The following is a 22,368-nucleotide window of genomic DNA, read 5'->3' on the forward strand; positions in this document are numbered from 1 at the left end:
CGGCGTTGTGTCATGTCAGGATTACGTTCTACTTATCAAAACGGACAGGAGAACCGCTTGCGGAACCAGGAGAGCTTCGTCCCCGTCGAGGACGAGTTCGACGACGTCACCACCGGCGAGCTGGACCTGTCGGAGCGGCAGTCTCTCCGGCGCGTCCCAGGCCTCTCTACCGAGCTCAGCGACGTCACCGAGGTGGAATACCGCCAGCTGCGGCTGGAGCGGGTGGTCCTGGTGGGTGTGTGGACCGAGGGCACGGTGACCGACGCGGAAAACTCCCTGACCGAGCTTGCCGCGCTGGCCGAGACCGCCGGTTCGCAGGTGCTCGAAGGGCTCATCCAGCGCCGTACCCGCCCCGACCCGGCCACCTACATCGGCCGCGGCAAGGTCGACGACCTCAGCTCGGTGGTGCTGGCCAGCGGCGCCGACACCGTCATCTGCGACGGTGAGCTGTCGCCGTCGCAGCTTCGCAACCTGGAACAGCGCACCAAGGTCAAGGTCGTCGACCGGACGGCGCTGATCCTCGACATCTTCGCCCAGCACGCCAAGAGCAAGGAAGGTAAGGCGCAGGTCGAGCTGGCACAGCTCGAATACCTGCTGCCCCGGCTGCGTGGTTGGGGTGAGACGCTCTCCCGGCAGACCGGTGGTTCCGGCCGGGGTGGCGGCGCCGGTGGCGGTGTGGGTGTTCGTGGTCCCGGTGAAACCAAGCTGGAGACCGACCGGCGGCGTATCCGCCACCGCATCTCCCGACTGCGGCGCGAGATCAAGAGCATGCGCACGGTACGCGTCACCAAGCGCGCCCGACGCACACGCAACTCGGTCCCCGCCGTGGCCATCGCCGGTTACACCAACGCCGGCAAGTCCAGCCTGCTCAACCGGCTGACCGGTGCGGGTGTGCTGGTGGAGAACGCGCTGTTCGCGACGTTGGACCCGACCACCCGCAAGGCGACCGCCTCGGACGGGCGGCTCTACACCCTCTCCGACACCGTCGGCTTCGTCCGGCACCTGCCGCACCAGATCGTCGAGGCGTTCCGCTCGACGCTCGAGGAGGTCGCGGAGGCGGATCTGGTGGTGCACGTCGTCGACGGCACCCACCCGGATCCGGAGGAGCAGGTCCGGGCGGTCCACGCGGTGCTCGCCGAGGTCAGCGCCGACCGGCTCCCCGAGCTGTTGGTGGTCAACAAGACCGACGCGGCCGACGAGGACACCCTGTTGCGACTCAAGCGGCTCTGGCCGGACGCGATCTTCGTGTCCGCGCACTCGGGTCGGGGCATCGACGGGCTGCGCGCGGCGATCGAGGAGCGGCTGCCGCGTCCGGCCGTGGAGGTCCGGGCCGTGCTTCCGTACGACCGGGGCGACCTGGTGGCACGGGTGCACCGCACGGGTGACGTGCTCAGCACGTCGCACCTGCCGGAGGGCACGCTGCTGCACGTCCGGGTCGGCGCGGAGCTGGCTGCGGAGCTGGCGCCCTTCGAGGTTCAGCGGGAGAGTCAGGTGGCCGGCGTCCGCTCCTGAGCGACCACGGCGTCATCCACCGGAAACGCGCGGCATGCGACACTGGCCGAATGCGCCGCGTTGTTTCCTCGGTCACGGTTGCCCTCGGCCTGCTCGGGGCAACCGTGGCGCTCTCCGGAGTCGCAGTGGCGGCTCCCGCCCCCGGGATGTCCGCCGCCGCCTCCGGGCAGAAGCGGTGCACGATCACCGACGAGCGCCTGCGGGAGCTGTCCGGGCTGGTCGCGACCAAGAGTGGCTACATCGTCGTCAACGACGGCACCGAGAACGCGGCACGTAAGCGGGTCTTCTTCCTCGACAGCAAGTGCAAGATCTCGAAGGAGCCGGTCCGCTACTCGGGGCAGGGCCCGGCCGACACCGAGGACCTTGCTCTCTCCAAGGACGGCAACACCCTGTGGATCGCCGACATCGGCGACAACGCGGACTCGAAGACCCGCCGCACACGCGTCGCGCTCTGGTCGATGCCGGTCAGTGGCAACAAGCAACCAACGTTGCACCGGCTCGCCTATCCCGAGGCGAAACCGCACGACGCCGAGGCCCTGCTCATCGGCGACGACGGCAAGCCGTTGATCATCACGAAGGTGACCAGCGGTAAGGCCGAGATCTACACCCCCACGGCGGCTCTGAAGAGCGGCGACACCGAGCCGGTGCCGATGAGTAAGGCCGGCGACATCGCCCTGCCGAAGACGCAGACGGAGAACCCACTCAACACGTTCGGCCGGATCGCCATCACCGGCGCGGCCCGGTCGCCGGACGGTTCCCGGGTGGTTCTGCGCACGTACGCGGACGCGTTCGAGTTCGACGTGAGCGGCGGTGACATCGTCGGCGCGCTCACCACCGGCAAGCCCCGGGTGACGGCGTTGGCCGACCCGTTCGGCGAGGCCATCAGCTACACCCCGGACGGGAAGTCGTTCCTCACGGTCTCCGACGCCACCCGGTTCGGCGAGGACGAGCCCCTCGACATCCTCAGCTACACACCGTCCAGCTCGACCGCGGCGCCACAGGCACCGGGCGGCGGGGCTGCCGCCAAGCCGGCCGCCTCGAAGTCGTGGACGGCCGGGCTGAGCTTCGACGACATCACGTACCTGGTCGGCGCGGTCGGGTTGCTCGGTCTGCTGCTGGTCGCCGCCGGCATCGTCGGCATCGTCCGGGCCCGTAAACGGCCGCCGGCTGATGACTCCGACTCGTCGGACCCGGAAGGTGAGCCGTTCGGCCCGCGCGGTGGCCGTTCCGCCGATGATCCCCGAGCGTCCGCCGACCGTAAGGGCGGTGTCTACGGTGGCGGCGCGGCGGCGGGCGGTGCGGTCTACGGCGGTGCCCCGGGTCGTGGCGGTGCCCCAGGTCGTGGCGGCCCGGCGCCGGCAGGTGGTGCGCCGGGGCGCGGTGGCGTCGCCCCGGCAGGTGGTGCCGTGTACGGAGGTGCCCGCCCGGCAGCAACGGATGGCGGCTACGGCGGGGCACGGTCGGATGGCGGCAACGGCGTCTACGGGGGCGGACGGCCTCCGGCGGGTGGCGGCGGTCGACCACAGGGCCCCGGTGGTCGCCCGCAGGGCGCTGGTGGTGGCGGTCGACCGCAGGGTGCCGGTGCAGGTGGTCGTCCGCAGGGTGCCGGTGGCGGTGGTCGCCCCCAGGGTACCGGCGGTCGTGCACAGGGTGGGAGCGGTCGCCCGCAGGGCGGAGGCGGTCGGCCTGGCGGCGGCGTGTACGGCGATGGTGGCGGCCAGCCTGGCACCGGCCGTGCGGAGCCGCCCCGGCGTGGCGGCCAGGAGCCCGACCAGCGGGGTCAGCGGCCCGGCCGTCGGCGCGACGACGACGCGCCTGTCGATCCGTACGGGCAGTATCCCGGGGGCGGTCGCGGCTATCGGGGCGACCGTTACTGAAGGCTCTGTCGGTGCCCACCCGCCCCTGACGGACTGATGCGGGTGGGCACCAGGTGCGCCCACCCGCCGATCGGTCAGATCCGGCGGAGCACCGCCACGACGCGACCCATGATGGTGGCGTCGTCACCGGGGATGGGGTCGAAGGCCGGGTTCTGTGGCATCAGCCAGACATGCCCGTCGCGTCGACGGTAGGTCTTCACTGTCGCCTCGCCGTCGAGCATGGCGGCCACGATCTCGCCGGAGTCGGCGGTCGGCTGTTGCCGGACGACGACCCAGTCGCCGTCGCAGATCGCCGCGTCGAGCATCGAGTCACCCTTGACCTGGAGCATGAAGACCTCGCCCTCGCCCACCAGCTCGCGCGGGAGCGGGAAGATGTCCTCCACGGCCTGCTCGGCGAGGATGGGGCCACCGGCGGCGATCCGGCCGAGCATCGGCACGTACGCCGGCGTCGGCCGCTGTGCCCGGGACAACTCGTCGTCGATCGCCTCACTGGGAGCGCGAACGTCGACCGCGCGCGGCCGGTTGGGGTCGCGACGCAGGAAGCCCTTCTTCTCCAACTCCTTGAGCTGGTAGGCGACGCTGGACGGCGACACCAGGCCGACAGCCTCGCCGATCTCGCGGACGCTCGGCGGGTAACCGTGCCGCTCGACCCAGGTGCGGATGAACTCCAGGATGCGACGCTGGCGGGCCGTCAGGTCGACAGCTGCCGGGTCGGGGAAGGCGCTGACCACCGGGGTGACCGGGCGCACGGCGGGCTGGCCCGTCCGGCTGCGCGCGGCGCTGCGGCGTCGGGTGGCCGGCGGGCCCGCCTCGGTGATCTGCTGCGGGCTCTTCGGCCGGCTGGCCCGGTCCTCGGTCACGTCCGTCCTCCCTGGTCGGCGCTGGGTGCCTCGTCGGCTCGTGGTGCGTGCGGGGGTGCCACGTTGTTCATGACCGTATAGGTGAGATCAGTCATTTTCAAACATCTGTACGACCTCTCACCGGCGTGTCGGGGTGAAAAACCACTCCGGTCGTACGGATGTTCTGATAAATGGTACGTCAGGTAGCACTGGTGTTCGATCCTCGGCCGTTTTCCCGGTCGGTCCGGCCTGTCGGCCGGTAACTCGGGCGAGCGCTCGGCGTTGGGTCTTCGGGTGTGCTGATGGTCGCGGATGACCGGATGGTCCGTGACGCGCCGGACACGCCTGTCAACTTGACCCGGCCTCCCCAGCGACATACGGTCAACCCCTAGATGTAGTAGTGACACGGGCGTAAGTTGCCCACAGGTTGGGTCCGACTACCGACCGCACTCCCGTAAGGTCGACCACGGCGGGCGTCGTCCGAGGACGGCACCGTCGCGGTGAGCCGTGTCCGGGGGTGTCCGGTGTGGGCGCAGTTGATCATTTTTTGGAGGTGGGCGATGCGGTGTCCGTACTGCCGGCACGCTGACTCCCGAGTGGTCGACTCGCGGGAGGCCGACGACGGCCAACTCATTCGACGGCGGCGGTCCTGCCCGGAGTGCGGCAAGCGGTTCACCACCGTCGAGGAGGCGGTCCTCGCGGTCGTCAAGCGCAGCGGGGTGACCGAGCCGTTCAGCCGCACGAAGATCATCGGCGGGGTGCGCAAGGCGTGCCAGGGCCGGCCGGTCGACGACGACTCGCTCGCGCTGCTCGCGCAGCGGGTGGAGGAGTCCGTCCGGGCCAAGGGGGCCGCCGAGATCCCCAGCCACGAGGTGGGCCTGGCGATCCTGGGCCCGTTGCGCGACCTGGACGAGATCGCCTACCTGCGGTTCGCCAGTGTCTACCGCTCCTTCGACTCGCTCGCCGACTTCGAGCGCGAGATCGAGACGTTGCGGGCCGCAGCGCGGGCCCGGGAGCAGGGCGGGGCCGACGCGGTCGAGGCCGCCGGCCGTACCAGCTGAATCTTCACTGTTTTTCGAGCGATTGGGACGCGCGGTGGGTGACCGCGCAGACGAGGGGGGCGACGGCGTGACAACTAGCCGTTCACGGAACAAGGCAGGCGCGGGGCTGAAGATCGAGCGGGTGTGGACGACCGAGGGGGTCCACCCGTACGACGAGGTCAGCTGGGAGCGCCGCGACGTCGTGATGACGAACTGGCGGGACGGCTCGATCAACTTCGAGCAGCGGGGGGTCGAGTTCCCCCAGGCGTGGAGCGTCAACGCGGCCAACATCGTGACCACCAAGTACTTCCGGGGAGCGGTGGGGACCCCGGAGCGGGAGTGGTCGCTCAAGCAGTTGATCGACCGGGTGGTCACCACCTACCGCACCGCGGGTGAGGAGTACGGCTACTTCGCCAGCCCGGCCGACGCCGAGATCTTCGATCACGAGCTGACCTGGATGCTGCTGCACCAGGTGTTCAGCTTCAACTCGCCGGTCTGGTTCAACGTCGGTACGCCGTCGCCGCAGCAGGTCAGCGCCTGCTTCATCCTGGCGGTCGACGACTCGATGGACTCCATCCTCGACTGGTACAAGGAAGAGGGGCTGATCTTCAAGGGCGGCTCCGGCTCCGGCGTCAACCTGTCGCGGATCCGTTCGTCGAAGGAGCTGCTCTCCTCCGGTGGCACCGCCTCCGGCCCGGTCAGCTTCATGCGCGGCGCGGACGCCTCGGCCGGCACCATCAAGTCCGGTGGCGCGACCCGTCGGGCGGCCAAGATGGTCATCATCGACGTGGACCACCCGGACATCGAGGAGTTCGTGGTCACGAAGGCGCGCGAGGAGGACAAGATCCGCGCGCTGCGGGACGCCGGGTTCGACATGGACCTGGGCGGCTCCGACATCGTCAGCGTGCAGTACCAGAACGCCAACAACTCGGTCCGGGTCTCCGACGAGTTCATGTCGGCGGTCGAGAACGGCAAGGGCTTCGACCTGCGCGGCCGGCTGGACGGCTCGGTCATCGACACCGTCGACGCCAAGAAGCTGTTCCGGACGATCTCGCAGGCCGCCTGGGAGTGCGCCGACCCGGGCCTGCAGTACGACGACACGATCAACGACTGGCACACCTGCCCGGAGACCGGGCGGATCACCGCGTCGAACCCGTGCTCGGAGTACCTGCACCTGGACAACTCCTCGTGCAACCTGGCCTCGCTCAACCTGATGAAGTTCCTCCGCGCCGACGGTGGCTTCGACGTCGAGAAGTTCGTCAAGTCCGTCGAGTTCGTCATCACCGCGATGGACATCTCGATCTGCTTCGCGGACTTCCCGACCGAGAAGATCGGTGAGACCTCCCGCGCCTACCGGCAGCTCGGCATCGGCTACGCCAACCTGGGCGCCCTGCTGATGGCCTCCGGCCTGCCGTACGACTCGGAGCAGGGCCGCTCGGTCGCCGCGGCGATCACGTCCCTGATGACCGGCACCGCGTACCGCCGCTCCGCCGAGCTGGCCGGCGTCGTCGGCCCGTACGACGGCTACGCCCGTAACGCGGAGCCGCACAAGCGGGTCATGCGCAAGCACGCCGCCGCCAACGACGAGATCAAGCCGACCAGCCCGGTGGCCACCGCGATCGTCCGCGAGGCGACCAAGCAGTGGACCCAGGGCAACAAGATCGGTGACAAGTTCGGGTGGCGCAACGCGCAGGCGAGCGTCCTCGCCCCGACCGGCACCATCGGCTTCATGATGGACTGCGACACGACCGGCGTGGAGCCGGACCTGGCGCTGGTCAAGTTCAAGAAGCTGGTCGGCGGCGGCTCGATGCAGATCGTCAACCAGACGGTGCCGCGCGCCCTGCGCAGCCTCGGTTACCCCGAGGAGCAGGTCGAGGCGATCGTCGAGCACATCGCCGACCACGGTCACGTGGTGGACGCCCCGGGCCTCAAGCCGGAGCACTACGCGGTGTTCGACTGCGCGATGGGGGAGCGGACGATCGCTCCGATGGGTCACGTGCGGATGATGGCGGCCATCCAGCCGTTCGTCTCCGGCGCCATCTCCAAGACGGTCAACATGCCGGAGGCGGCCACCGTCGAGGACGTCGAGAAGATCTACTTCGAGGGCTGGAAGCTCGGCCTCAAGGCGCTGGCGATCTACCGGGACAACTGCAAGGTCGGCCAGCCGCTCTCGGTGGCCAAGAGCAACAAGGCCGCCGTCGAGACCGCAGCCGCCGAGCCGGCCGCCGTGGAGAAGGTCATCGAGTACCGGCCGGTGCGTAAGCGCCTGCCGAAGAAGCGCCCGTCCGAGACGGTCAGCTTCTCCGTCGGCGGTGCCGAGGGCTACCTCACCGCGTCGTCCTACCCGGACGACGGCCTCGGCGAGGTCTTCCTGAAGATGTCCAAGCAGGGCTCGACCCTGGCCGGCGTGATGGACGCCTTCTCGGTGGCCATCAGCATCGGCCTCCAGTACGGCGTGCCGCTGGAGACGTTCGTCAGCAAGTTCACCAACATGCGCTTCGAGCCGGCCGGTATGACCGACGACCCGGACGTGCGGATGGCCGCCTCGGTGATGGACTACATCTTCCGTCGCCTGGCACTGGACTTCCTGCCGTACGAGCGCCGCGCCGAGTTGGGCATCTTCACCGCGTCCGAGCGGGCCGCCCAGCTGCGGGCCGAGGCCGACGCGGAGGCCGCCGCGACCGGTGCGGACCTCACCGCCATGGCGTCCTCCGCGCCGGTCGAGGCTCCCGCCAAGACCGAGGCGGTCGCCCAGCCGGCGCAGGAGATGGCCGACGTGGCCGCCGCCAAGCCGGCACCGAGCGTGGGTTCCAGCACCGAGTTGCTGGAGGCCGTGATCGGCAAGGCCGCCGACGCACCGCTCTGCTTCACCTGCGGTACGAAGATGCGCCCGGCCGGTAGCTGCTACGTCTGCGAGGGCTGCGGCTCCACCAGCGGCTGCAGCTGACGTACGCGCAACACAGCGCTGCCCCGGCCTCCCTCGCGGAGGCCGGGGCAGCGCCGTTTGTGAGAGCGCCGAGGCGGCTCGTCCGGCGCGACCGGCCGATCCGCGGCGCCTGTGGCCGGTCCACAGCGCCTGGGCAAGATCAAGTGATGAAAAGTAGCTCAGAGATGGCTCTGAGGCCTACTTCTCATCACTTGATCATGGGAGTTCGTCGGTGACCCGGCTCAGGTATGCGGCCAGGGGACGCCAATGAACCGCTTTGTGCGGGGTGGCGGGAGTCGTCTCCGCACCTGATGGAAACCACCTTGCCCCTGAGTCGGCTGTCCCGGGAGGATGCCGAAATGATCAAAAGAATCGAACCCGCCATCACCTGGTGAAGCACCCCGAAATGTGGGTGCTGGGTGCCGGGCCCTTCCGAGAGATCGGCCAGCCTCGCGTCACCGCCACCTCTCCCCACGGTGATCTGATCGCGGTCGGTGGCAATCTCGGCCCATTGCAGTGGCACGGCCGCGACGTCTCTCGCGGCACCGGGTCGCACACACTGGCGGTGTACCGGACCGACGACCTCACCTGCGTCCACCAGATCGCCGTTAGTTGGCCCGTTCAGTGCGTCGCCTTCCACCCGACTCTGCCCCTGGTGGCGATCGGCACCGGCTCGTACGACGGCGGGTGGTCCTACGACGGCGAGTTGCTCCTGCTGGACCTGACGACCGGCACCGCCGTCTCGTTGCTGGACTACCCCCGCGAAATACGACAGATCACCTGGCGTAGCCCTCAGACGCTCGACCTGGTGTTGGCCATTCCGTGTGACGAGGACGAGCAGCGGTTCGGCACGACCTCCCTGGCATGTTCCATCAGCCGGGATGACTGGGACCGAGCCGTCGTCGGGATGCTGCGGATGCCGTACGGCGAAACCCCAGTCCCGGACGAACCTCCGCCCGATGCGGCTGCGGCAGTCGCTGCCGTCTCGCAGCTCTGCCGGCAGCGCGGCCAGGTGTGGGTAGCACGGCGGGGCGTGTGGGCGGTCGAAGGGCTCGCGGATGGGCGGATCCTCACCGCGTTGGAGGGTGTCGGCCTGGAATGTTGGTCGGGTTCCACTGGGAGATTGCTCTGGCAGGTGCCGGTCGACGGCACGGGCTATCAGATCCGGGTGCTGCCGGGCGGTCGGACAGCCCTGGTGTTGACGCAGGTGTCGCCCCGGTACCGGGATGGGTGGTGGACCCAGGACCCGAGTGTCGTGCTGGAGGTCGACCTGGACGACGGCGCGGTCCGGAAAACCCACCGATCGTCCTCTCCCGCAGTACTGGTCAGCAGGACCGATGGCTCGTGGGCGCTTCGCGACACCGACTACAACAGGCGCAGCAGCACGGCCGGAGAAGTCGCCTTCGGGCCGCCCGCTGACGGTGCGACCACCATTCCGCTCGGCCCATACGATCTCTTCAATCACTTCTTCGACATCAGGTACGCGCCGGAGCTGCTGTTCCTCCAGGGCCAGAGAGACGAGCCCTGGCGCGACAAATGGGTGGTCGCCGTCGACACGCCGACGGGTCGGGTCCGGCGGCTCTTCCCGCTGGAATGGGACGCGCCGAGAGGTCGTCGACTGTTCGGCGGCAGCGGTGCGTACCTGGACGACGGAGCCGGGCCGGCGCTCGTGCACAGCGGCGCGGTTCACTCCGGAGCGGGACCGCTGCCGGGAAACGCTTTCGTGGTCCGCCGCAGATATCCGATCGGTGAGCCGCAGTGGATCTTCACCTCCGACCGTGCGGCGGCCGCCCTGGACGCCGACGACACCTTCGTCTACGTCGTGTCCACCTCAGGAGAGCTGATCGTCCTGAGGGCCGAGGACGGCGTTGTGCACGCTCGACAGGAGCTACGGATCGCAGGTCGTCCTGTTGTTCCACTATCGCTGGCCCGGGTGGGTGACGGCCGCCTGGCGATCGGCACTCTCGACGGCCAGGTGCTTGTCGTTCCCGTCACTGCCTCGGCTGATGCTCCAACGACGGAGGGATCGTCGGGGCCGGAGCCAGGAGGGCTCAGTCAGTCGGCAGGAGCGGGCGCATGAACGTCCGCTCGTACCGCACGACACAACCCGATTCGTCGCGGATGCGGTCCGCCGCGACGAACTCCGGGTCGTGGCCGAACCGTGCGCGGTAACGCTCGTAGGCTGCCAGGCTTTCGAAGCTGAACAGCGCCTCGGCCTTGTCGCTGGCACCCTCGGCGGGCAGGAAGTAGCCGTGGTGCACCCCGCCGTGCTCGGCCACGAGCCGCATCCATGCTCTCGCGAAGTCTTCGAACGCCGCGATCTGCGCGGGGTCGATCGTGTAGTGCACGACGCACGTGATCATGACCCCACCCTACGACCGGCGCCGGGCTCCATGGTCGACACCAGGTCGCCGAAATGGGGTTGTCCGTCAGCTCGGATACCCCCACATTCCCGACCTGGTGTCGATCACGGCGGAAGGCAACCCGGTCAGGGTTGGGCGAACAACGGCCCGTAGTTCGACCGGAACATCTGCTCGCCGAGGCGGCGCATCACCAGGTCGCGCAGGGCGGGCGGAAGCCCGGTGGCCTTGTCCCGGCGGTGCGTCTGGCTGAGCACCCAGTTGGTACGCGGGCGTCGCCGCGCCTCGTAAGCCCGCAGCGCCTCGGCGACGGAGTCGGCGGCGGTCAACGACGACGCGAGCACGACCGCGTCCTCCAGGGCCATGGCCGCGCCCTGGGCCATGTTCGGTGAGGTGGCGTGGGCGGCGTCCCCGATCAGCAGCACCGGCCCTCGGGACCAGGAGTCGAGCACGACCTCCTGATTCGGGCCGGCGTGCAGGGAGCTGTCGTCGTGGTCGAGGGCCTTGAGCATGATGGTCGCCGGCTCGGTGAACGACGCGGCCACGTCGTCGCGCCAGCCCGGCCGGTCGACCACCGGGCCGTCGTTGTAGTAGCAGTACGTCTGCTCGGCGCTGATCGGAATCGTCAGGAACTGCCTTCCGCGCCCCAACTGCACCGACCAGAACGGCTCGTCGTCGATGCGGGGAGCAACCCAGCGGTACGCGTACTGGCCCAGGTCGCGGGCCGCCTGACCGTCGAAGGCGAGCCGGCGCACCGTCGAGTTCACCCCGTCCGCGCCGATCACCAGGTCGTACCGTTCGGTGCTGGCGTCGTCGAACTCGACGGCGACCCGGTCGCCCTCCTGAGAGAGGACGACCGGGTGGTGTCCCCAACGGATCGGGGCGTCTCCGACGCCGGCCAACAGGGCCCGGTGCAGCTGTGCCCGGGGCAGCGACACGCACGGGCCGACGCCCTGCCACAGCGCTGTCACGTCGATGTCGAAGAGGCGGCGCCCGCGCTGGTTCGCGCTGCGCTGGCGGGTGATCTCCACGGCGACGTCGGCGACCGGCTCCCGCAGACCGAGGACGTCGAGCATGCGGGTCGCGTTACCGGTGAGGTAGATGCCGGTGCCGGAGTCGGTCGGCCCCGGTGCCCGCTCGGTCACGTCGACGTCAGCGCCCCACTCGCGCAACGCGGCGACAGTCGCCAGCCCGGCGATGCCCCCGCCGACGATGAGTACCCGGACATTGTCACCCCGCACGACACGTTCCTTCCCGTAGCTCAGGCCGGCTGAGCTGCTGCTCAACGATCCGGCCGCCGCAGAACTCTAGAAGGCGGGTGAGCCAGCCCACGGGTACGGGGGCTGAAATTCCGAGGTATGGGCTGCGACGATGACCGCATGACGACCGCCGAGGCGTACGTCGAGTTCGGCAGCCGTGAGGCGCGCGGGGTGTCACTCACCTACGAGCGTCTGTCGGCTGCCGTCGCCCGCGACGAGTCCCTGCTCGATCTGCTGGACGAGGTTCCGCCGGCCAAGCGGCAGCCGAACCTGTTGTTCGGTGTCGTCCGTTGGCTCGGCGGTCCGGTCGGCGACCCGGCCGCGTTCCACGACTACGTGCTGACGCACTGGCCCGCCGTCAAGGCGGAGCTGCTCACCCGGGCCACCCAGACGAACGAGACCGGCCGGTGCGCGGTGCTGCTGCCGGTGCTTGCCGCGCTGCCACAGCCCCTCGCCCTGCTGGAGGTCGGCGCGTCCGCCGGGCTCGGCCTCTACCCCGACCGGTACGCGTACCGCTACGGGGAGCACCAGGTCGGTGCCGGTGAGCCGGTCCTGGAGTGCGCGGCCAGCGGGTTGGTGCCGCCGGCGGACGTACCCCGGGTGGTGTGGCGGGCCGGCCTCGACCTGAACCCGCTCGACGTGACCGACCCCGCCGACGTGTCGTGGCTCGATGCGTTGATCTGGCCGGAGCACGCGCACCGGCGGGCCCGGCTGCGTGCGGCGGCTGCGGTCGCCGCGGCCGATCCGCCGCTGCTGGTCCGTGGCGATCTGGTGGACGACCTGCCGGCGCTGGCGGCCCGCGCTCCCGCCGACGCGACGCTCGTGGTCTTCCACACGTCAGTGCTGTACCAGGTGCCGTCACCGCGCCGGGACGCGTTCGTCCGGCTGGTCGGTGAGCTGCCCGGCCACTGGATCGCGAACGAGGCGCCGGAGGTGCTGCGGTACGACGGGTTGCCCGACCCGCCGACCGACGCGCTGCACAACGTCCTCGCCCTGGACGGCCGCCCGCTGGCTTGGACCAGGGGCCACGGCCAGGCGATGACCTGGTTCGGCTGAGGCGGCTCAACCGACCGGCTCGGGCATGCGTGCGCGCAGGGCTCTGATGAACCAGTCCACCGCCGGTGCCGTCGCGTCGCCGGTCGACCAGCCGTTGAGCACCGCCAGCAGGTCGAGGTAGCGGTCCCGACGGGGGTCGTTGGCCGGAACCAGCCGGTCGAGCAACCGCCGACGCAGGTCGGCCTCGTCGGAGTGACCGTGCAGGCTCGCGTACCGGCTGGTGACGGCCGCGACCACCGGCTCGGCATCCGGGCTGGTCGGGTCGAGACCCGCGGCGAGGGCGGGGGCCACCGCGTCCCGGACCACCGCGACGGCGTCCGGGCGGGGCAGCCCCGGGACGTCGTGGTCGGCGGCGTGTTGCCGCACCAGCCGCCGCATCCGGGCCCGGAACTCCGGTTCCCGGGACAACTCGGCCAGCTCCAGCCACGCCTCGACCTGCTCGGTGCTGGGGTCGTCGGGCAGTTCCGGTGTCATCGAGACGATCACACCCGGGTACCCGGGCTGGTCGCCGAGGCCGGCGAAGACGCTGTTCAGGAAGTCGTCCACCAACTGCCCGCGTTCACGCGTGGTGAGCTGGGCCAACCGGTGCAGCTCGTCCACCTCGGACGGGCCCGACCCGCGCCTCGCCGCCACGCCGAGCACCGCCTGGCGCAACCGCAGCACCCTGATCTGCACGGCCAACGCCTCGGCGTGCGCGGCGGCCACCTCGTGCAGGGGCACCTCGTGGTCCACGACCCGCCGGATGGTGGCCAGGTCCAGGCCCAGGTCACGCAACGTCCGGACCAGCTCCAGCCGGGCAACCGCCTCGGTGCCGAACAGGCGGTAGCCGGCCGGGCTCCGGTCGGTCGGCGGGACGATCCCGCTGTCGGCGTAGTACCTGATGGTCTTGACGCTCAGGCCGGTCCGCCGGGCCAGGTCGCCGATCGTGGAGAGCGTCTCGTCATCCATGTCCCCACCCTGCCGTCTCCCCCCGCTGGAGACTCAACCCCACCTCAGCGGCAGGCGGACATTGAAGGCGGGTCGCGCAACCCGTCCGGACAGGGCATAGTGGCTCGCGGCGTCATCGATCGATGTTGCCTGCGCTTGCCGAAGGTGGTGGGAAGTGACGACGCGCTTTGGTGTTCGGTGGACGCGAGCGGCCGCACTCATCACGCTCGCAATGGGTGCGCTCGCTGTGTCGGCGACACCCGCGGCGGCCGCCCCGGAGACCGTCCGCATCCTGAGCGTGTCGGCGGAGAACGTCAAGCCCAACGAGACGGTACGCGTGCGGTACACCGTCACCAACAACGGACGGAAGGCCGAAACGGCCATCGTGGTGGTCGGCGGCGGCCTGCGCTGCACCTCCGGATGCCGGGTGGAGCCGAAGCTCGGGCCGGGCCGGAGCCAGACCTTCGACACGACGCTCGTCGCCCCCGACGCTCGCCCGGGTGAGATCACCGGCCTCAACATCTCGATCGGCGTGCGGCTCGCTGAGGAGAACAGTTATGCCCACAAGAGTGTCTACGTCCACGGCCCGGGCGCGCCGTCGCCGGGCGGGGACAAGCCGGCTTCCGGGGTGAAGGGGGTCTCCGGTCGGATCCGCGATGCGGGCGGAAAGGCGATCAGCGGCGCGAACCTGACCATCCAGGACAGCGCCGGCCACGAATACCGGACGACCAGTAGCCGCACCGGCCAGTTCTCGATCACGTCGAGCGCCGCTAAGACGATCGCGGCGGGTGTCATCACCGTCCGCGCGTCCAAGGACGGCTACGGCACCGCCCGCACGACGGTACGAGGGGCCGCCGGTGACGTCGCGACAGTGGGGCTGACCCTGACTGCTGTGGCAGCGCCCACCACGGCGTCGGCGTCGCCCACCGAAGAGGCGGAACCTGTCGCCGCGGCGGACGAGGGCACCGCCGAGGCAGCACCGCCCAGCCTCAAGGCCGTCAGCGACGAGGGAGGCAGTTCGATGCCGTTCCTTCTGGGAGGTCTGCTGGTCGCCGTCGGCCTGGGCGCGCTCGCACTGGTGGTGATGCGCCTGAAGAACACACCGGAGGCGGCTGGTCCCTCGACGCCTCAGCTGTTGGTGCCGGCCGGGGGGAGCATGGCCGACGCTCCGACCGCAGTACTGCGCGCCGTGCCGGAGGGCGGGTTCCCGGGTTCGTACGGCGCGCCCCCGCAGCAGAACAGCTACCGAGGCTGAAAGCGCAGGAACGTCGAGACCGTGGCAGTGAACTTGTCGGCGTCGTCAAGCCACGGGTAGTGCCCCGCGCCCGGCTGCACGGCCAGCTCGGCGCCCGGTGCCAGCTCCGCGATTTGGGCGACCAGGCCGGGCGGGGCACCGAGGTCGGTCTCACCGGCCAGCAGCAGCACCGGACCCCGGTGTGCGGCGAGCGCAGCGCGGGTCGCCGGCGGATCGAAGGCGCCCTCGGCACCGAAGACCCGGGCCGCGTCCTGGTTGCGCTGGCCCGGCTCCGCCGCCTGGTGCGCGCGGGCGGCCGCGTCCCACCGTCCGTAGAAGAACGGTGTGATCGCCTGCCAGGCATCCGGGGTCGCTCGACCAGACACCATCGAGTCCAACGCGGCCACTGCCGCCGGGTACCACGGCTCGCCGGCTCGGGCCCGGGTGACCTCCCGGCGCAGCGTGGCGGTCGCCTCCAGTCCGAGAGCCCGCGTGCTCGGTGTGATCAGCGCGAGCCGGCCGATCCGCTCGGGATGTCGGGTCGCGTACCCCAGGGCCAGGTTGGCGCCGGCGGAGTGCGCGAGCACGTCAAGTCGGTCGAGGCCCAGGTGTCGGCGCAGCGCCTCGACGTCGTCGACCATCTGGTCGCAACGGTAGGTGGAGACGTCGGCCGGCACGGCCGACCGACCGGTGCCCCGCAGGTCGAGGACGACCAGTGTCCGGTACGCGCCCAGACCGCCGAGATCACCGAGGTACGCCGAGTCCCGCATCGGCCCGCCCGGCAGACAGACCAGCGGGTCGCCTGCGCCGATGCTCCGGTACGCGAGTGTGGTGCCGTCGGACGCGGCGAAGGTGGCCATGAGAACAGCCTGCCAAAGCTGTTGGCACGTGTGGAGCCGGCCCTTCGAGGTGGGTCGACGGGCCGCTCGTGGCGGGTGCTGCGGTTCCCTAGACTGCGGCGGTGACCGGAGAGCGGAAACCACTGGCCGGCCGGCCGCTCACCGAGCCGCACCCGTCCCGGCTGTCGCCGGAGCACCCCGACCGGGCCCGGATCCTCGCCGCGCACAACGCCGCGCTCGTCGCCGACCAGGCCGGCTACCTCGACCCGGCGAGCGGGTTGTTCGTGCTCAGCGCCGGCTTCCTGGCCCGTCGGGGCACGTGCTGCGGGCGGGGTTGCCGACACTGCCCGTACGTGGACGATCCACCGTCCGGATAGGCGGGAACGAGGGCTTCCGCCCGACCCGGACACCCCGTACGGTTTCCGACGGACATCCGGCGGGGCGCCTTCCGCCGTCGGTCGGCGAGAGGGTGGAACGTGCGCGGGCTGATCGTGGTCACCGGGATGGCGGGGCTGCTGGTGAGCGGGTGCGCCGCCGAGGCCGAGCCGGTGGCGGTGCCGCCTCCGGTGCCGATCGCTGTCGACGTGGCGGCCGCCTCTTCCGGTGGGGCCTGCCGACTGCTGGACTTCGCGGTGATCGAACAGCTGTTCAAGGTGCGCTTCGACGTGGCCGCGGCCAGCCAACAGGGCGACACGCACACCTGTGTGGTCCGGTCGGCGGGCGCGGCCCTACCGGATCTGACGTTGAGTGTGTCCAAGACCACTGTCGACAAGACCACCTTCGGCGCGGAGGTGGTGCCCGACAAGGCGGCGAAGGTCACCGGGCTGGGCCAGCAGGCGTACCGGCGTACCCTCGCCGCCGGGAGCGGACGCGGACCGGTCGCCGAGGTGGGCTGGCTGGCCGCCGACGGGCGCTTGGCCACGGTGAGCTGGACCTCGGCCCGGGGCAGCGAACGCTCTGCCGTGGAGGAGCTGACCGGCGACCTCACCACACTGGCGAAGAAGGTGGACACCCGGGCGTTGTGACGCCCGGGCGCCTGCTCGGTCAGTTGGCGGCGACGAAGACCCGCGAGGCGACCTCGCGGGGCAGTCGGACCCGGTCCCCAGAGCGGTCGATGGACACCCCGTCGCGCTCCTGCGCCACTGTCACCGTCGCGCCCGGGTCGACACCGGCGGCGTGCAGTTGACGCAGCACGTCACCGTCGGTCTGCACGCTCTCGCAGATCCGGCGGACCACGACCGGCCCGGAGAGGCCCGGGAAGGCCAGGTTGCGCTCACCCTCGGCGACCTCGGTGGCTTCCGCCTCCGGTGAGCCCAGCTCTTCCAGACCCGGGATCGGGTTGCCGTACGGCGAGCGGGTCGGGCGGTTGAGCAGGTCGTAGACCCGCTTCTCCACGGCGTCGCTCATCACGTGCTCCCAGCGGCAGGCCTCCTCGTGGGCCTCCTCGTAGGGCATCCCGATGACGTTGACCAGCAGCAACTCGGCGAGGCGGTGCTTGCGCATCACGGACACCGCCGTGCCGCGACCCAGCGCGGTGAGGGTGAGGTGTCGGTCACCTTCGACGGTGAGCAGGCCGTCGCGCTCCATCCGGGCGACGGTCTGGCTCACTGTGGGACCGCTCTGCCGTAGCCGCTCGGCGATACGGGCACGCAGCGGCGGCACCCCCTCCTCTTCGAGTTCGAGGATGGTGCGCAGGTACATTTCGGTCGTGTCGACCAGGTCGTGAGACTTCATAACGTCAGCGGCCCTCCGATGCACGATGGTACCTCGGTGAACGACTGACGACCGCCGCCGAACCGCGTGCCGTCGACACGGATGGTGTTTGATGGTCGCCATGTCCGGTCCCCAGGAGCCGTTGGTCGAGGTCGACCGGCTCGCCGCGGCGCTCGACGACGTCGATCCGCCCACCCTGCTCGACGTTCGCTGGCGGCTCGTCGGCGCGCCCGGTCGTGACGACTACCTCGCCGGCCACCTGCCCGGCGCGGTCTTCGTCGACCTTGACACCGCGCTCTGCGGCGCGCCGGGTGCCGGAGGGCGACACCCGCTGCCCGACCCGGCGGCGTTGCAGGCCGCGCTCCGGGCTGCCGGCGTCCGCGCCGATCACCCCGTGGTGGTGTACGACGGCGGCGACGGCATGGCCGCCGCGCGGGCCTGGTGGACGTTGCGCTGGGCGGGGCACCGGTCGGTGCGTGTGCTGCACGGCGGTTACCCGGCCTGGGTCGCCGCCGGTCTGCCCGTCTCCACCGACGCGCAGTCCCCGACCACCGGCGACGTCGTGGTGCGGCCCGGTGGGCTTCCGGTCCTCGACGCGGCGCAGGCCGCCACCGTCGCCGCCATGGACGACGCCGTGCTGCTCGACGTACGGACTGCTCCCCGCTACCGGGGCGAGGTGGAGCCGATCGATCCGGTCGCCGGGCACGTGCCGGGCGCGGTCAACCTGCCCGCCGGGGAGTACGTCGGTCCGGACGGGCGCTTCCCGGCCGCCGACGTGTTGAGCGAGCGGTTCGCCGCCGCCGGGGTGATCGGAGCGGGTGCCGTCGGGGCGTACTGCGGCTCCGGGGTGACCGCCGCGCAGGCGGTGCTGGCGCTGCACCTGGCGGGCCGCACGGACGCGGCGCTCTACGTTGGATCGTGGAGCAACTGGGTGGCCGATCCGGCTCGTCCGGTCGCCGTCGGGGAGACACCTGGCCGTTGACCAGCGCGTGCGGTGGGCCGGCGGCGGTCCCCGTGCGACGATGGGCTCATGTCCGACGACACGGTGGTGGTGTGGGACGAGTCGCTGCTCGCCTACGACATGGGTGACCATCCGCTCGACCCGGTCCGGGTGGAGTTGACGTTCGCGCTCGCCCGTGAGCTGGGCGTCCTGGACCGTCCCGGGGTGCGCGTGGTCAAGCCGGAGATCATCGCCGACGACTCGGTGCTCACCCGGGTGCACGACAGTGCCTACCTGGCCGCGGTGCGGGCCGCGCCCCGTGACCCGCTCTTCGCCGGTTACGGGCTGGGCACCTCGGACAACCCGGTGTTCGAGGGGATGCACGAGTCCAGCGCGTTGATCGCCGGGGCGACGGTGGCCGCCGCCGAGGCGGTCTGGCGCGGGGACGCGCGGCGGGCGGTGAACGTGGCCGGCGGCCTGCACCACGCGATGCCCGCCCGGGCCTCCGGCTTCTGTGTCTACAACGACCCCGCGGTGGCCATCGCCCGTCTGCTCGACCTCGGTGCCGAGCGGATCGCGTACGTGGATGTCGACGTGCACCACGGCGACGGGGTGCAGCAGATCTTCTGGGACGACCCCAGGGTGCTGACGGTCAGCCTGCACGAGACCCCGCTGGCGCTCTTCCCGGGCACCGGTTTCCCCGACGAGACGGGTGGGCCGGGTGCGCAGGGCACCGCCGTCAACATGCCGCTGCCCCCGGGTGTCGACGACACCGCCTGGCAGCGGGCCTTCCACGCGATCGTGCCGTCGGTGTTGCGTGCGTTCCGGCCGCAGGTGCTGGTCAGCCAGTGCGGCGCGGACGGGCACCGACTGGACCCGCTCGCCGACCTGAACCTGACGGTGGACGGGCAGCGGGCCACCTACCTGGCGATGCGGGCGCTCGCCGACGAGCTGTGCGACGGCCGGTGGGTGGCCACCGGCGGCGGCGGGTACGCGCTGGTCGAGGTGGTGCCCCGGGCCTGGAGCCACCTGCTGGCCGTGGCCACCGGCGCCCCGATCGATCCGGCCACGCTCACCCCGCCCGGGTGGCGGGACCTGGTCGCCTCCCGCCGTCTGGGCCGGGAGGTGCCGTTGCGGATGACCGACGACGCCGACCCGTCGTACGAGCCGTGGCAGCCGACCGGCGAGCCCAACGCGGTGGACCGGGCGATCGCGGCCACCCGCAAGACGGTCTTTCCGTTGCTCGGGCTCGACCCGCACGATCCGCGGGACTGAGCCGGGCCGTTCCGGTGACGACCGTGGACCAGCCGGTGGACGTGCTGCTCAGCGACGGCAGCACGGTCCAGTTGCGACCGATCGACCCGGCCGACGCGCCGGGCATCGTGGCGATGCACAGCCGCTTCTCCGAGCGCACCCGCTACCTGCGCTACTTCTCGCCGTACCCGCGCATCCCGGAACGGGATCTGATCCGTTTCGTCACCGTCGACCACCGCGACCGGGAGGCGTTCGTGGTGCTGGCGGCCGGGCAGATCGTCGCGGTCGGCCGGTACGAGCGGCTGGGCCCGCAGGCCCCGGAGGCGGAGGTGGCCTTCGTGGTGGAGGACGCCTACCAGGGCCGGGGCATCGGCTCGGTGCTGATGGAGCACCTGGCGGACGCGGCCCGCCGCAACGACATCATGAGCTTCGTCGCCGAGGTGTTGCCCGCCAACGGGACGATGCTGCGCGTCTTCGCCGACTTCGGCTACCAGGTCCAGCGCGAGTACGCCGACGGCGTGGTGCACCTGAGCTTCCCGATCGCGCCCACCGAGGCGACCCTGGAGGTGCAGCGCGGTCGGGAACACCGCACCGAGGCCCGCTCGATCGCCCGGCTGCTCGCCCCTCGGGGCATCGCCGTCTACGGTGCCAGCGCCACCGGTCAGGGCGTCGGCGCGGCGGTCCTCGGGCACCTGCGCGACGGCGGTTTCACCGGCTCGGTGGTGCCCGTGCACCCGAGTGCGTCGACAGTGGCGGGCCTGCCCGCGTACCCCTCGGCTGTCGACGCCGGCACGCCCGTTGACCTGGCGGTGGTGGCGGTGCCGCCGGAGGCGGCGACCGCTGTGGTCGCCGATGCGGCCGCGGCGGGGGCGCACGGCCTGGTGGTCATCTCGGCCGGCTTCGCCGAGGCCGGGGCGGAGGGCGCGGCCACGCAACGGGCGCTGGTCCGCGCGGCGCACGCCGCGGGCATGCGGGTGATCGGCCCGAACTGCCTGGGCGTGGCCAACACCGACCCGACGGTACGCCTCAACGCCACCCTCTCCCCGGCGCTGCCGCCGGCCGGCCGGGTGGGCATCTTCAGTCAGTCCGGCGCGTTCGGGGTGGCGTTGCTCGCCGAGGCGGACCGGCGTGGCCTCGGGCTGTCGAGTTTCGTGTCGGCCGGCAACCGGGCCGACGTCTCCGGCAACGACCTCCTCCAGTACTGGCAGGACGACAGCGGCACCGACGTGATCATGTTGTACCTGGAGACGTTCGGTAACCCCCGCAAGTTCGCCCGGCTGGCCCGGCGGATCGGTCGCGCCAAACCGGTCGTCGCGCTCGCCTCGCCGGCCCGCCCGGTCGGGGTCGGTGACACCGCCGGGCCGGACGAGGTGGCGGTGGCCGCCCTCTTCGCCCAGTCCGGGGTGATCCGGGTGGACACCGTGCCGGAGCTGCTCGACGTGGGTGTGCTGTTGGCCAACCAGCCGCTGCCGGCGGGCGGGCGGGTCGGCGTGGTCGGCAACTCCTCGGCCCTGACCGGCCTCGCCGCCACCGCCTGCGTCGGGCAGGGTCTCACCGTTGCCGACGGTTATCCCCGCGACGTCGGGCCGAGCGCCGGTGCCGCCGAGTTCGCCGCCGCTCTCGCCGAGACGGCCGGCGACGAGGGGGTGGACGCCCTGGTGGTGGTCTTCGCCCCGCCGCTGCCCGGGCAACTGACCGCTGTGGACGCCGACGTGGGCGCCGCGCTACCGGCCGCTCTGGCACTGGGCAAGCCGACAGTGGCGACGTTCCTGGTCGGACGACTGCCACCGGGCGTGCCCGCGTACGGCGGTGTGGAGGAGGCGGTGCGCGCCCTCGCCCGGGTGCACCGGTACGCCGAGTGGTTACGCCGTACGCCCGGGATCGCGCCCGAGCTGCCCGCGGTCGACCGGGCCGCCGCGCAGGCCGCGCTCCGCGCCGACGGCGCCGACCCGGGTGCCCTGCTGGCCGCGTACGGCATCGACGTGGTGGCCTCGGCGACCGTCGACTCGGCCGACGCGGCTGTCGACGCGGCGGCGCGGCTGGGTTTCCCGGTGGCGCTCAAGGCGGCCGCCCCCGGGCTGCGGCACCGGCTCGACCTCGGCGCGGTCCGGCTCGACCTGCCCGACGAGCCGACTCTGCGCCGCGCGTACGCCGAGCTGGCGGGGACCTTCGGCGCGGAGGCGCTGGTCCAGCCGATGGTGCCGCCCGGCGTGGCCTGCGTGGTGGAGTTGGTGGAGGATCCGGCGTTCGGGCCGGTGGTCGGCTTCGGCCTCGGCGGGGTCGCCACCGAGTTGCTGGGCGATCGGGCCTGGCGGGCGGTTCCACTGACCGACACCGACGCGGCCGAACTGGTCGACGAGCCCCGGGCGGCGCCGTTGCTAAGCGGGCACCGGGGTGCCGCACCGGTCGACCGGGCCGCCCTGGCGGACCTGCTGTTGCGGGTGGGTCAGCTCGCCGACGAGCAGCCCCGGGTGCGCTCGTTGACCCTCAACCCGGTGCTGGCCCGCCCGGGCGGCATCTCCGTCCTGCACGCCCAGGTGCGGGTGGGCGGCGTCGCCGCACGCCCGGACACCGGCCCCCGCCGCCTCTGAA

18 protein-coding genes are annotated in these 22,368 nt (G+C 71.4%); 12 read left to right on the top strand and 6 right to left on the bottom strand.

The genetic code is table 11. The features are described from left to right. The first annotated feature begins 57 nt into the window (after positions 1-57). Together hflX and O7631_RS12955 are read left to right on the top strand one after the other, a co-directional pair. Positions 58-1,512 (top strand): GTPase HflX, encoded by a 1,455-nt coding sequence (hflX, locus tag O7631_RS12950; protein WP_269680503.1) that lies wholly within the window; start codon positions 58-60, stop codon positions 1,510-1,512. Between the two features lie 50 nt (positions 1,513-1,562). Next, positions 1,563-3,389, top strand: coding sequence for a hypothetical protein (locus O7631_RS12955; RefSeq protein ID WP_278144445.1), 1,827 nt, complete (start codon positions 1,563-1,565; stop codon positions 3,387-3,389). 74 nt (positions 3,390-3,463) lie between these two features. Here O7631_RS12955 and lexA read toward each other — a convergent pair whose 3' ends face one another. Next, positions 3,464-4,249, bottom strand: coding sequence for a transcriptional repressor LexA (gene lexA / locus O7631_RS12960; protein WP_278144446.1), 786 nt, complete (start codon positions 4,247-4,249; stop codon positions 3,464-3,466). 539 nt (positions 4,250-4,788) lie between these two features. Between lexA and nrdR the strand changes: the two genes are divergently transcribed. From nrdR to O7631_RS12975, 3 genes are all read left to right on the top strand, one after another. Next, positions 4,789-5,289, top strand: coding sequence for a transcriptional regulator NrdR (nrdR, locus tag O7631_RS12965; RefSeq protein WP_278144447.1), 501 nt, complete (start codon positions 4,789-4,791; stop codon positions 5,287-5,289). 34 nt (positions 5,290-5,323) lie between these two features. Next, positions 5,324-8,215: a vitamin B12-dependent ribonucleotide reductase gene (locus O7631_RS12970; protein WP_278144448.1), complete on the top strand. Its 2,892-nt coding sequence runs from the start codon at positions 5,324-5,326 to the stop codon at positions 8,213-8,215. A 370-nt stretch (positions 8,216-8,585) separates the two neighbouring features. Next, the gene (locus O7631_RS12975; protein WP_278144449.1) at positions 8,586-10,274 is read left to right on the top strand and encodes a hypothetical protein; all 1,689 of its coding nucleotides are present in this window, start codon (positions 8,586-8,588) and stop codon (positions 10,272-10,274) included. Here the strand turns inward: O7631_RS12975 and O7631_RS12980 are convergent. Further along, entirely contained in the window at positions 10,246-10,557 is a 312-nt protein-coding gene (locus tag O7631_RS12980; protein WP_278144450.1) for an NIPSNAP family protein, read from the bottom strand. The genes O7631_RS12975 and O7631_RS12980 overlap by 29 nt on opposite strands. Before the next feature lie 125 nt (positions 10,558-10,682). After that, a complete protein-coding gene (locus tag O7631_RS12985; protein ID WP_278144451.1) occupies positions 10,683-11,795 on the bottom strand; it encodes an FAD-dependent monooxygenase in 1,113 nt (370 codons plus the stop codon). Positions 11,796-11,933: 138 nt separating this feature from the next. Here O7631_RS12985 and O7631_RS12990 point away from each other — a divergent pair, with 138 nt between their 5' ends. Then, positions 11,934-12,869 carry a DUF2332 domain-containing protein gene (locus O7631_RS12990; protein ID WP_278144452.1) on the top strand — a complete coding sequence of 312 codons (936 nt, stop codon included), beginning with the start codon at positions 11,934-11,936 and terminating at the stop codon, positions 12,867-12,869. Positions 12,870-12,875: 6 nt separating this feature from the next. Here the strand turns inward: O7631_RS12990 and O7631_RS12995 are convergent, their stop codons facing one another. After that, positions 12,876-13,817 carry a MerR family transcriptional regulator gene (locus O7631_RS12995; RefSeq protein WP_278144453.1) on the bottom strand — a complete coding sequence of 314 codons (942 nt, stop codon included), beginning with the start codon at positions 13,815-13,817 and terminating at the stop codon, positions 12,876-12,878. A 226-nt stretch (positions 13,818-14,043) separates the two neighbouring features. Here O7631_RS12995 and O7631_RS13000 point away from each other — a divergent pair, with 226 nt between their 5' ends. Continuing rightward, complete coding sequence (locus tag O7631_RS13000) at positions 14,044-15,051, top strand: carboxypeptidase-like regulatory domain-containing protein (protein WP_278144454.1); 1,008 nt, start codon at positions 14,044-14,046, stop codon at positions 15,049-15,051. Here the strand turns inward: O7631_RS13000 and O7631_RS13005 are convergent. Beyond that, positions 15,039-15,890, bottom strand: a complete 852-nt coding sequence (locus tag O7631_RS13005; RefSeq protein ID WP_278144455.1) for an alpha/beta hydrolase — start codon at positions 15,888-15,890, stop codon at positions 15,039-15,041. The genes O7631_RS13000 and O7631_RS13005 overlap by 13 nt on opposite strands. Positions 15,891-15,991: 101 nt before the next feature. Between O7631_RS13005 and O7631_RS13010 the strand changes: the two genes are divergently transcribed. Together O7631_RS13010 and O7631_RS13015 are read left to right on the top strand one after the other, a co-directional pair. Then, positions 15,992-16,246: a DUF5522 domain-containing protein gene (locus O7631_RS13010; protein WP_278144456.1), complete on the top strand. Its 255-nt coding sequence runs from the start codon at positions 15,992-15,994 to the stop codon at positions 16,244-16,246. Positions 16,247-16,345: 99 nt separating this feature from the next. Further along, positions 16,346-16,894: a hypothetical protein gene (locus O7631_RS13015; protein ID WP_278144457.1), complete on the top strand. Its 549-nt coding sequence runs from the start codon at positions 16,346-16,348 to the stop codon at positions 16,892-16,894. A gap of 19 nt (positions 16,895-16,913) precedes the next feature. Here the strand turns inward: O7631_RS13015 and O7631_RS13020 are convergent, their stop codons facing one another. Beyond that, positions 16,914-17,603, bottom strand: a complete 690-nt coding sequence (locus O7631_RS13020) for a metal-dependent transcriptional regulator (RefSeq protein WP_145784915.1) — start codon at positions 17,601-17,603, stop codon at positions 16,914-16,916. Between the two features lie 100 nt (positions 17,604-17,703). Here O7631_RS13020 and O7631_RS13025 point away from each other — a divergent pair, with 100 nt between their 5' ends. The 3 genes from O7631_RS13025 to O7631_RS13035 are packed head-to-tail and all read left to right on the top strand — an operon-like array spanning position 17,704 to position 22,367. Next, positions 17,704-18,564 carry a sulfurtransferase gene (locus O7631_RS13025; protein ID WP_278144458.1) on the top strand — a complete coding sequence of 287 codons (861 nt, stop codon included), beginning with the start codon at positions 17,704-17,706 and terminating at the stop codon, positions 18,562-18,564. 48 nt (positions 18,565-18,612) lie between these two features. Further along, positions 18,613-19,797 (top strand): acetoin utilization protein AcuC, encoded by a 1,185-nt coding sequence (locus O7631_RS13030; RefSeq protein ID WP_278144459.1) that lies wholly within the window; start codon positions 18,613-18,615, stop codon positions 19,795-19,797. A gap of 14 nt (positions 19,798-19,811) precedes the next feature. Continuing rightward, a complete protein-coding gene (locus O7631_RS13035; protein ID WP_278144460.1) occupies positions 19,812-22,367 on the top strand; it encodes a bifunctional GNAT family N-acetyltransferase/acetate--CoA ligase family protein in 2,556 nt (851 codons plus the stop codon). Position 22,368 lies beyond the last annotated feature (1 nt).

The organism is Micromonospora sp. WMMD967, assembly GCF_029626165.1.
In the GTDB taxonomy this organism is placed as follows: Bacteria; Actinomycetota; Actinomycetes; order Mycobacteriales; family Micromonosporaceae; genus Micromonospora; species Micromonospora taraxaci.

Bases quoted from the DNA above. Each gene is read 5' to 3' on its own strand.
- O7631_RS12955 (WP_278144445.1), top strand. From the start codon at position 1,563: ATGCGCCGCGTTGTTTCCTCGGTCACGGTTGCCCTCGGCCTGCTCGGG.
- nrdR (WP_278144447.1), top strand. From the start codon at position 4,789: ATGCGGTGTCCGTACTGCCGGCACGCTGACTCCCGAGTGGTCGACTCG.
- O7631_RS12980 (WP_278144450.1), bottom strand. From the start codon at position 10,557: ATGATCACGTGCGTCGTGCACTACACGATCGACCCCGCGCAGATCGCG.
- O7631_RS12990 (WP_278144452.1), top strand. From the start codon at position 11,934: ATGACGACCGCCGAGGCGTACGTCGAGTTCGGCAGCCGTGAGGCGCGC.
- O7631_RS12995 (WP_278144453.1), bottom strand. From the start codon at position 13,817: ATGGATGACGAGACGCTCTCCACGATCGGCGACCTGGCCCGGCGGACC.
- O7631_RS13005 (WP_278144455.1), bottom strand. From the start codon at position 15,890: ATGGCCACCTTCGCCGCGTCCGACGGCACCACACTCGCGTACCGGAGC.
- O7631_RS13020 (WP_145784915.1), bottom strand. From the start codon at position 17,603: ATGAAGTCTCACGACCTGGTCGACACGACCGAAATGTACCTGCGCACC.
- O7631_RS13025 (WP_278144458.1), top strand. From the start codon at position 17,704: ATGTCCGGTCCCCAGGAGCCGTTGGTCGAGGTCGACCGGCTCGCCGCG.
- O7631_RS13030 (WP_278144459.1), top strand. From the start codon at position 18,613: ATGTCCGACGACACGGTGGTGGTGTGGGACGAGTCGCTGCTCGCCTAC.